Genomic DNA, 425 nt, shown 5'->3' with positions numbered 1-425 from the left:
CTCAACGGCACCGGCAGCGCGGTCAGCAACCGCATCACCGGCAACGACGGCAATAACATTCTTGACGGCGGCCTGGGTGCCGACACGCTGATCGGTGGTCTGGGCAATGACACCTATATCGTCGACAACGTCGGCGACACCGTCACCGAAACCAGCACCCTGGCGAACGAGATCGACACCGTACGTGCATCGGTTGACTGGACACTCGGCGCCAACCTGGAAAACCTCGTGCTCACCGGCAACGCCGTCAACGGCACCGGTAACGCGCTGAACAACACGCTGACCGGCAACGCAGCGGCCAACACCCTCGATGGCGGCCTCGGCGCCGACACCATGATCGGCGGCGACGGTGTCGACACCTACTACGTCGACAACGTCGGCGACGTGGTCATCGAAACCGATGCCTCGCTGACCGCGCTCGACCG

General features: G+C 64.0%; 1 protein-coding gene. It reads left to right on the top strand.

What is annotated here, in order from left to right; translation table 11 throughout:
* A partial coding sequence (locus ACKUG4_RS28210) for a calcium-binding protein (protein ID WP_445435285.1) occupies nucleotides 1-425 on the top strand: 425 nt, incomplete at both ends.

Origin of the sequence: Candidatus Pseudomonas auctus (assembly GCF_048654275.1) — a bacterium.
Classification (GTDB): domain Bacteria; phylum Pseudomonadota; class Gammaproteobacteria; order Pseudomonadales; family Pseudomonadaceae; genus Aquipseudomonas; species Aquipseudomonas pharyngis.
The sequence above is the reverse complement of the archived record's forward strand: the minus strand, read 5'-3'. Positions and strand labels throughout refer to the sequence as shown.